This is a genomic window from Chryseosolibacter histidinae (genome assembly GCF_018598225.1).
Lineage (GTDB): Bacteria > Bacteroidota > Bacteroidia > Cytophagales > Cyclobacteriaceae > Chryseosolibacter > Chryseosolibacter histidini.
Map to the genome: position 1 here is coordinate 214,590 of NZ_JAHESF010000013.1, position 7,991 is coordinate 222,580.

9 protein-coding genes are annotated in these 7,991 nt (G+C 49.5%); 3 read left to right on the plus strand and 6 right to left on the minus strand.

What is annotated here, in order from left to right; genetic code table 11:
- The first annotated feature begins 43 nt into the window (after positions 1 to 43).
- Entirely contained in the window at positions 44 to 1,726 is a 1,683-nt protein-coding gene (gene ettA, locus KK083_RS15165; RefSeq protein WP_254164181.1) for an energy-dependent translational throttle protein EttA, read from the plus strand.
- Positions 1,727 to 1,878: 152 nt separating this feature from the next.
- Positions 1,879 to 2,247 (plus strand): DMT family protein, encoded by a 369-nt coding sequence (locus KK083_RS15170; RefSeq protein WP_254164183.1) that lies wholly within the window; start codon positions 1,879 to 1,881, stop codon positions 2,245 to 2,247.
- On the opposite strand, the gene KK083_RS15175 is transcribed toward KK083_RS15170, so the two are convergent.
- The 3 genes from KK083_RS15175 to KK083_RS15185 form a co-directional block, all read right to left on the minus strand.
- Positions 2,248 to 2,559: a helix-turn-helix transcriptional regulator gene (locus KK083_RS15175; RefSeq protein ID WP_254164185.1), complete on the minus strand. Its 312-nt coding sequence runs from the start codon at positions 2,557 to 2,559 to the stop codon at positions 2,248 to 2,250. It lies immediately after the preceding gene.
- Positions 2,525 to 2,926, minus strand: a complete 402-nt coding sequence (locus tag KK083_RS15180; protein WP_254164187.1) for a type II toxin-antitoxin system RelE/ParE family toxin — start codon at positions 2,924 to 2,926, stop codon at positions 2,525 to 2,527. The genes KK083_RS15175 and KK083_RS15180 overlap by 35 nt, the downstream gene beginning before the upstream one ends.
- Before the next feature lie 116 nt (positions 2,927 to 3,042).
- Positions 3,043 to 3,957 carry a lysophospholipid acyltransferase family protein gene (locus KK083_RS15185; protein ID WP_254164189.1) on the minus strand — a complete coding sequence of 305 codons (915 nt, stop codon included), beginning with the start codon at positions 3,955 to 3,957 and terminating at the stop codon, positions 3,043 to 3,045.
- Positions 3,958 to 4,034: 77 nt separating this feature from the next.
- Between KK083_RS15185 and KK083_RS15190 the strand changes: the two genes are divergently transcribed.
- Positions 4,035 to 4,535 (plus strand): SixA phosphatase family protein, encoded by a 501-nt coding sequence (locus KK083_RS15190; RefSeq protein WP_254164191.1) that lies wholly within the window; start codon positions 4,035 to 4,037, stop codon positions 4,533 to 4,535.
- 246 nt (positions 4,536 to 4,781) lie between these two features.
- Here KK083_RS15190 and KK083_RS15195 read toward each other — a convergent pair whose 3' ends face one another.
- The 3 genes from KK083_RS15195 to KK083_RS15205 all read right to left on the minus strand — a co-directional run.
- Positions 4,782 to 5,828, minus strand: a complete 1,047-nt coding sequence (locus KK083_RS15195) for a DUF4421 family protein (protein ID WP_254164193.1) — start codon at positions 5,826 to 5,828, stop codon at positions 4,782 to 4,784.
- Positions 5,828 to 7,222, minus strand: a complete 1,395-nt coding sequence (gene hslU, locus KK083_RS15200; RefSeq protein ID WP_254164195.1) for an ATP-dependent protease ATPase subunit HslU — start codon at positions 7,220 to 7,222, stop codon at positions 5,828 to 5,830. Before hslU ends, KK083_RS15195 begins: the two co-directional genes overlap by 1 nt.
- A gap of 5 nt (positions 7,223 to 7,227) precedes the next feature.
- Positions 7,228 to 7,991: PorV/PorQ family protein (locus KK083_RS15205; protein ID WP_254164197.1), on the minus strand; the 764-nt coding region annotated here is incomplete at its 5' end.

The following is a 7,991-nucleotide window of genomic DNA, read 5'->3' on the forward strand; positions in this document are numbered from 1 at the left end:
TGGTTTATGCTTCTGTTCCATTAAATCAACCTTAAAATTTTCTATGGCCGACGAAAAGATCATTTTCTCGATGGCGGGCGTCAATAAAATTTATCCGCCACAAAAACAGGTTCTCAAGAATATATATCTGTCCTTTTTTTACGGAGCAAAGATCGGCGTACTAGGTCTTAACGGCTCCGGTAAATCTTCGTTGCTTCGCATTATTGCCGGTGTTGACAAGGAATTTCAGGGTGAAGTGGTATCGGACCTGAGCTTCAGCGTAGGATTGCTGGAACAGGAGCCCAAGCTCGATAAAACCAAAACCGTAAAAGAAATAGTGGAAGAAGGGGTGCAGGAGATCTCTTCGCTGCTGAAGGAATTTGAAGCGATCAATGAAAAATTCGCCGATCCGGCCGTGATGGATGACCCTGACGCCATGGATAAGCTGATCACCAAGCAAGGTGAGATCCAGGAGAAACTGGATGCAGCCGGTGCCTGGGAGCTTGACCATAAACTTGAAAGGGCTATGGATGCCCTCCGCTGCCCTCCGCCCGATGCCAAAATCGAGCACCTCTCCGGTGGTGAAAAAAGACGCGTAGCACTCTGCCGCCTGCTGCTGCAGGAACCGGACGTGCTGCTGTTGGACGAACCTACCAACCACCTTGATGCCGAATCGGTGCATTGGCTTGAACAGCACCTGAAGCAATACAAAGGAACAGTGATTGCGGTAACGCACGACCGTTATTTTCTCGATAACGTAGCCGGATGGATCCTCGAGCTTGATCGCGGCGAAGGCATTCCCTGGAAAGGCAATTATTCATCGTGGCTGGATCAGAAGCAGAAACGCCTGGCCCAGGAAGAGAAATCAGAGTCGAAACGCCAGAAGGCTCTGGAACGCGAGCTTGAATGGGTACGCATGAATCCTAAAGGACGCCAGGCTAAAGGCAAGGCACGTTTGAGCGCCTACGAAAAGCTGATGAGCCAGGAGACCCGTGAGAAGGAAGAAAAACTTGAGCTGTTCATTCCGCCAGGGCCGCGCCTGGGTAATAAGGTGATCGAAGCCAAAGGTGTATCCAAAGGATATGGCGACCGCCTGCTGTACGAAAACCTTACCTTCAGCCTGCCTCCCGCTGGCATTGTGGGTATTGTTGGGCCTAACGGGGCTGGTAAGACCACGTTGTTTAAAATGATCACGGGTAAAGAGAAACCGGACGCCGGAAGCTTTGAGGTTGGCGAAACGGTACAGATCGCCTACGTTGACCAGGAGCACGACGACCTGAAGCCCGAAGACACCGTGTGGCAGGCGATCACCGGCGGCAACGAGCTCATAGAACTCGGCGGTAAGCAGACCAATTCCCGTGCTTACGTTGGCAAATTCAATTTCAACGGCAACGATCAACAGAAGAAAGTAAAAGAGCTCTCCGGTGGTATGCGCAACCGTGCACACCTTGCCATTGCTTTGAAACAAGGCGGCAACCTGCTGCTGCTCGACGAACCTACCAACGATCTTGACGTGAACACACTGCGTGCACTGGAAGAAGCACTGGAAAACTTCGGTGGCTGCGCTGTGATCATCTCTCACGACCGCTGGTTCCTCGATCGCGTATGTACACATATCCTCGCCTTCGAGGGCGACTCACAGGTATTCTGGTTCGAAGGAAGCTTCAGTGAATACGAAGAGAACAAGAAGAAACGCCTGGGCGACGATCAGCCGCATAGGATTAAGTATAAGAAATTGGTAAAGTAGTCCGTAGACCATGGTCCATAGTCAATAGCAGTGAGGTTTAGTCGTCAGACCACTGCGCGCAGGTAAACGCACTGGTCAGTGGTCCGACGACTGAGCACCTGTCGACTCTGGACCGTGGACTGACCACCCTCCTTAAGAAACGAACTTGCATCATGAAATCCCTCATCACCATCGGGCTCCTCATTCTCTCCAACGCATTCATGACCCTGGCGTGGTATGGCCATCTCAAGTTCAAAGAGATGAAGTGGAGCCAAAGCCTGGGATTGATCAGCATTATCCTGATCAGCTGGGGTATTGCACTGTTCGAATACCTGTTGCAAGTGCCGGCCAACCGCATTGGATTTAAAGAATATGGCGGACCTTTTTCACTGGTACAACTGAAGGTGATCCAGGAAGTGATCACCCTTACCGTCTTCGTAGTGTTCTCGCTGCTGTTCTTTAAAAACGAAACGTTCAGGATCAATCACCTCATTGGCTTCGTGTTCCTGGTGCTGGCAGTGTATTTTATCTTTAAGAAGTAACTAGGCTATATTTACTTTCTGATTCAGCAACTCGATGCTGAAACTCACCTTTGCATTCAGTGCTTTGAACACTTTGATGATCGTTTCGAAACGCGCATCGGTCAGGCTATTCTCGATCTTGGAGATCTGCGCACGCTGAACACCTACCAATTTCCCAAGCTCTTCCTGTGTAAGGTTACGTTTCTGCCTCGCTTCCTTGATCGCTTCTCCCAGCAGATCAAGTCTTAATTCGTATTCGAATGCATCTCTCTTTTTGGTGCCGGGTTTACCGATGTACTTATCGGTAATTTCGTCCAGAGAGTATGTTCTCAACTTCTTCTTTCCTGTATTCATATTCTTCGATCTTTTTATTTTCAAAATATTCTCTCCGCAGCGCTTCTGCCTTCCCTAAATCAGTTTGCGGGGTTTTGTCTGTCTTCTTGATCAATCCATGGGCTGCAACAACAACTGTATCGGTGTTATCAGACTTATCCCAGAAAGCAAAAAGCCTGTACTTTAATTTTTTATACAATGTTCGAAATTCCCAGATCTCAGCATTGAGCTTTTTAAATAGTTCGTCATCATTCACAACCTGAGACTTTCGAATGTTGTAAATGATCTTCTCGCGAGCTTTTTGATCTACCTGATCAAGAAACTCAGCTGCTTCTTCCAGAAACAGTACTCTGAATTTTTGTATCACCTTAGAGAGGGCTTACGTTATTATTACATACCAAAAATACATGTTTCCTAAAAAGGAAACAATCAAAACACATACATTTTTTCGACAATCAGCCGTAATTCGTTACAGAAGCTGTGTTAAATCGAGGGTTTGGTTTTCCACCTTTCATGCATCCACACCCATTGGTCGGGATGCTTACGGATCTGCTCTTCGATGAAGTTGGTAAGGATCTGCGTATTAAAGACAAGGTCGCTCTCCTCGTCGCCGGTTACGCGCATAGGGATCTCGGGCAGGATGTGCATATGTTGCATACCGTCATCGCCTAAATAGATATAGGTGGGCACAACCGATGCGCCGGTTTTCAATGCCAGTACCGTTGCGCCTACGGGTGTGGCGGCGGGCATGCCGAAGAAGTCGACAAAAACAGTTTTCACTTTGGTATCCTGATCGATAAGCAGCGCAACTGAACCCGCCGACTTCAGAACCTTGATCATCCGGAAGGTTTCTTTACCCCGTTCGATCGCAATGGCGCCGTGCGCGTTACGATATTCCCAAAGCAAGTCGTTCAGCCTTTTGTCTTTGAGTGGTGTTCCGATGATGTTGGGATTGAGGCCCCGCATGGCCATGTTGGTCACCTGCAGGTCGAATGCGCCCAGGTGACAGGTGAGGAAGATCACGCCCTTGCGCTTGGCATGTGCCGCTTCATAATTTTCAAGACCGTAAGTGATCAGGATCTTTTCAAGATCGGCCAGCGACTTCACTGTACGGGTACTTCGTAGAATATCGCCGGCATTTTTACCAAGCATTCTGAAATTGTTCCTGGCAAGTTTTCTGATCTCCTGGTGTGTTTTGGTGGGAAACGCCAGGCGGAGGTGCTTCAATGCCAACCGGCGTGTTTCACCTGCGAAATAATACCCCATGCCCCCAAGCCAGCCGCAGATGGAAAGCCATGTGCTGCGTGAAATGCTGATCGACACCCATATCATGAACCGCACGAGCCAGTAAACAGTGGTGTACTGAATAGTCCTGCGGATACTTTTAAGATCTGCCATGGCTGCGAAGATATAATAATTTGACTTTTCTTTACGCCTGCTGCGGCACAGAGCCGGTATCTCCTTAACTTCCCTGTATGAAAACCCTGTATGTTGTCCGTCACGCCAAATCAAGCTGGGATGAGCCGGGCCTCTCCGACTTTGACCGCCCCCTGAACGAACGTGGCAAACGTGATGCACCACGCATGGGAAAGCGCCTGAAAGACCGAAACGTTCACCCTGACCTCATGCTCTCGAGCCCGGCAAAACGTGCGTTATCAACCTGCAAGCGTATCGCAGAAGCCCTTGGATACGCCGCTGACAGGATCAAAACCGACCGCTCGCTCTATCATGCTGACGAAGACGAGATCTTATCTGCAGTAAGGGGCATTAATGACAAGCACAACGTGGTCATGATCTTTGGCCACAATCCCGGTCTCACGGATTTTGTACACCGCATGAACAGGATCAGCTCAGCTACCATAGACGATATGCCCACCTGTGGTATTGCCGCTTTCCATTTCAACATCACCTCATGGCAGGAGATCGACTTTGGAAAAGGGGAGCTGGTTTTCTATGATTATCCGAAGAATGAATAAGAAGCCAGGAGTCAGGAGGAGTAAGGAGTGAGAATTAAGGAGTAAGGGAGGAGTGCAGAGTCGGGTATGGGGGATATGAGTTTGGTTGCCGGTTGCCAGTTGCCGGTTTTGAACGGTGCAAAATTACTGACTGAGTTAACGGTCATGAGATTGAAATTCACAGGTGAAGTTAACACGGCACGAAACTGGCAACCGGTAACTGGCAACCGGCAACATTCAGAGATGAAGTGCAATCGCTGGCCTCGTCTATATTTTGAAAGGAATTAAGTCCCAGACACGTTTCTTCAGCACACCAACCTCACCGAAGCGGTAGCCTACCAGGATCTTGAATGAGCCGTTGTTGTTGGAGAACCGCACGTCTTCAAATTTCACATTGCTTCCCTGGGTCAGGAAAGAAACGCCACCAAACAGTCTGTCTCCATTGTAGCCGATGCCGATGCGGGCTGCAACAAAAGAGTTAATGGCGATCTCATTGCGATCAGGGCCGCCTTCAAGCTCATAACCGATCCAGTGATGGGCAGGGCCAATGGACAGTGTTCCGTTCAGGAAAAAGTTCTTGAAGATGACACTGTACGTATAGCCGGGTGCTATACTGAACGTGGTGTAATGCAGTTTCTCAAATGATACCTGATCGCCGAAGGTAACGCGCTGTTGTGTGTTCAGGATCGAAGAATCTGCCGAAAGTTTAAAGTTGCTCAGGCTGGCAAACAACAGGAAAGAGCCCTTGCTATACAATTGCCGTTCGGCGAAGTTGTATACCGATCTGAAGGAGAACTTCTGGTTGTTGAACACATAATTTGCTGTGACGCCGAGATTTCGCGAATCGATATCCGGCCGCTGTGGAAATGGACTGTCTGCCGGAGGTTCATTGTCATTATCGGTAATGTAGAAGCCATTATACTTTTGATAGAAGGCATCTACTCCGAATTTTTTACCCATCACATTGAGCTGAATATCCCGCGCATCTGATTCTCCGTAAAGCGATTTTCGCCGCTCGTCCACGGGCAAAGCGAAAGTCAGCTCAAAACCCAGCTCAAACAGGTACATGCCCACACCAAAGTTGTACGAGGTATTGGGCTTAAACGTAAGCAGGTCGCTGCGATCTTCTCTTTCCAGCTCAAAGCTGAGGCTGCGCTGCTTCAATACCGGGTACAGGAAGAAATGATCGGGAAACCGTTTGATAAAAGTATCCCTGATCGAGTCCTTGCTGGCAGCAGGTGCCACGGTAACATCGTCCTGCGCAAACGCACTCAAGGCAAGGCACAGGCAACAAAGGGCAAGTGCCGGGCGCATCAGAGAATGTATTCGCTTAGGTCCTTGTTCTTCACAAAACCAGTGAGCTTTTCCTTCACCAGGTCAGCATCTACGGCAATAGAAGAATCAGGAGCAATTTTATCAGGCACATCAAACAACAGCTCGTTGAGCAGCTTGCTCATAACCGTGTGCAGCCTTCGTGCACCGATGTTCTCCACCTCTGCATTGATGGTGAATGCCATGTTGGCGATCTCGTCCATGGCGCCGTCAGTGAAAGTGACTTCAACACCTTCGGCCTGGAAAAGCGCCTGGTACTGCTTGGTGAGCGCGTTCTTGGGCTCTTTCAGAATGCGGATAAAATCTTCCCTGGTAAGGTTGTTCAGCTCTACACGAATAGGAAAACGTCCCTGCAGCTCGGGGATCAGGTCAGACGGTTTCGAAATATGGAAAGCACCGGCCGCAACGAACAGGATATGGTCGGTCTTGATCACGCCGTGTTTTGTATTCACGGTGCTTCCTTCCACGATCGGCAGCAGGTCGCGCTGCACACCTTCACGACTCACATCAGGGCCACCGCCTCCTTTTTTAGAGCCTGAAGCGATCTTATCGATCTCATCAATGAAGATGATGCCGGCATCTTCCGCCCTGTGGATAGCTTCTTCCTTCACTTCATCCATATCGATGAGCTTCGCAGCTTCTTCTTCCAGCAGGATACGCCGGGCTTCGGCAACCGTCACTTTTCTTTTCCGTGTTTTTTTCGGCAGCATGCCGTTGAGCATCTCCTGCAGGTTCATCATGGAAACTTCATCCATCATGCCTGCGCCTACCATGCCCACATTGGGTCCGCTGCTTCCCTTGATGCTGATGTCGATCTTCCGTTCTTCCAGCTCTCCGTTCCTGATCTTTTCCCTGAAGAGGTTACGGGTGCGCTCGTTCAGCTCCTCATCTGACGTTGGCATGCCCTGCGATTCTGTGGAGAATCCCGTGGGCTTCGAGCCCTGCACTTTGAGCGGAGGGATCAGCGCATCGAGAATGATATCTTCAACGATCACAGCTGCCTTCTCTTTCACTTCTTCTTTTTTACGCGCCTTCACCAGGTTTACAGATTGTTCAACCAGGTCGCGCACCATACTTTCAACGTCTCTGCCCACGTAACCCACTTCGGTAAACTTTGAAGCTTCTACTTTCACAAAAGGTGCATCCGCGATCTTGGCCAGCCTGCGGGCGATCTCAGTCTTTCCCACGCCGGTGGCGCCGATCATTAAAATATTGTTGGGGATGATCTCGCTCCTGATCTCGGATTTCACGTTCATCCTCCGCCAGCGGTTACGGAGGGCTATCGCCACATTCCGCTTGGCTTCATATTGCCCGATGATATATTTATCAAGTTCTTCAACTATCTGTCGTGGCGTTAGGTATTTTGGATCCATCATAACACTTATCGTCTCTTTAATAATTTATTAAGATCGGCTGACAAAGTAAAGGAATAACCGGCACTTCCGGCTACATAGGCGCTTCTGCTGAAAACAAATTCAAAAGCTTTGACATGAACGGCTGCCCCGAGTGAAACACCTGCTCCTCCCCCACCAGCCGGCAGTTTGAGGGCCTGGTGCGCCAGGTAATTGTAGCCAGCCATCAGAGTCACATTTTTATGGATCAGGATCTCCGTTCCCAGGCTCAGATGACTGAGCACTTTTTTCAATGCTCCTGGTTTTTCTTCGTCATCATCAGGGTCATCATAGCTTACGTCTGCCTGTGTGAGGTTAAAGGCCGTCAGCGAAAAACGCAAGGGCATGTGCTCCGGTTTAAAGGTGATGCCCGCCCGCACATCCAAAGGTACGCTGCTGCCCGAAGTCGACGTATAATCACTCAACACAAAACCCGCATTCCGGATCACAAGTCCTGCCGTGAACGGTTTGTGGGGATGAATGAAGACACCTCCCAGATCGAACATCAGCGCGCTGGCCCGGTATCCGGCAATGTTTGAAAAAACACCTTTGAGATTAATACCAAACCTGAAATTTCCCTGCCGGTGACTTTTTCCTATGATGAGGGCGGTCTCTCCGGAGCTAAACTCGCCGGTCTCTACGCCGTTCAGGTCGTATCCCTGGATGGTGCCATAACTCATGTGCTGAACGCCCAACATAACCATTCCTGCTTTACCGAAGTCATGTGCGTATGCTAAAAAAGCCTGCCCTATAT

Excerpts from the sequence above, each read along its gene's own strand:
- KK083_RS15170 (WP_254164183.1), top strand. The coding sequence starts at position 1,879 with ATGAAATCCCTCATCACCATCGGGCTCCTCATTCTCTCCAACGCATTC.
- KK083_RS15195 (WP_254164193.1), bottom strand. The coding sequence starts at position 5,828 with ATGCGCCCGGCACTTGCCCTTTGTTGCCTGTGCCTTGCCTTGAGTGCG.
- ettA (WP_254164181.1), top strand. The coding sequence starts at position 44 with ATGGCCGACGAAAAGATCATTTTCTCGATGGCGGGCGTCAATAAAATT.
- hslU (WP_254164195.1), bottom strand. The coding sequence starts at position 7,222 with ATGATGGATCCAAAATACCTAACGCCACGACAGATAGTTGAAGAACTT.
- KK083_RS15190 (WP_254164191.1), top strand. The coding sequence starts at position 4,035 with ATGAAAACCCTGTATGTTGTCCGTCACGCCAAATCAAGCTGGGATGAG.
- KK083_RS15185 (WP_254164189.1), bottom strand. The coding sequence starts at position 3,957 with ATGGCAGATCTTAAAAGTATCCGCAGGACTATTCAGTACACCACTGTT.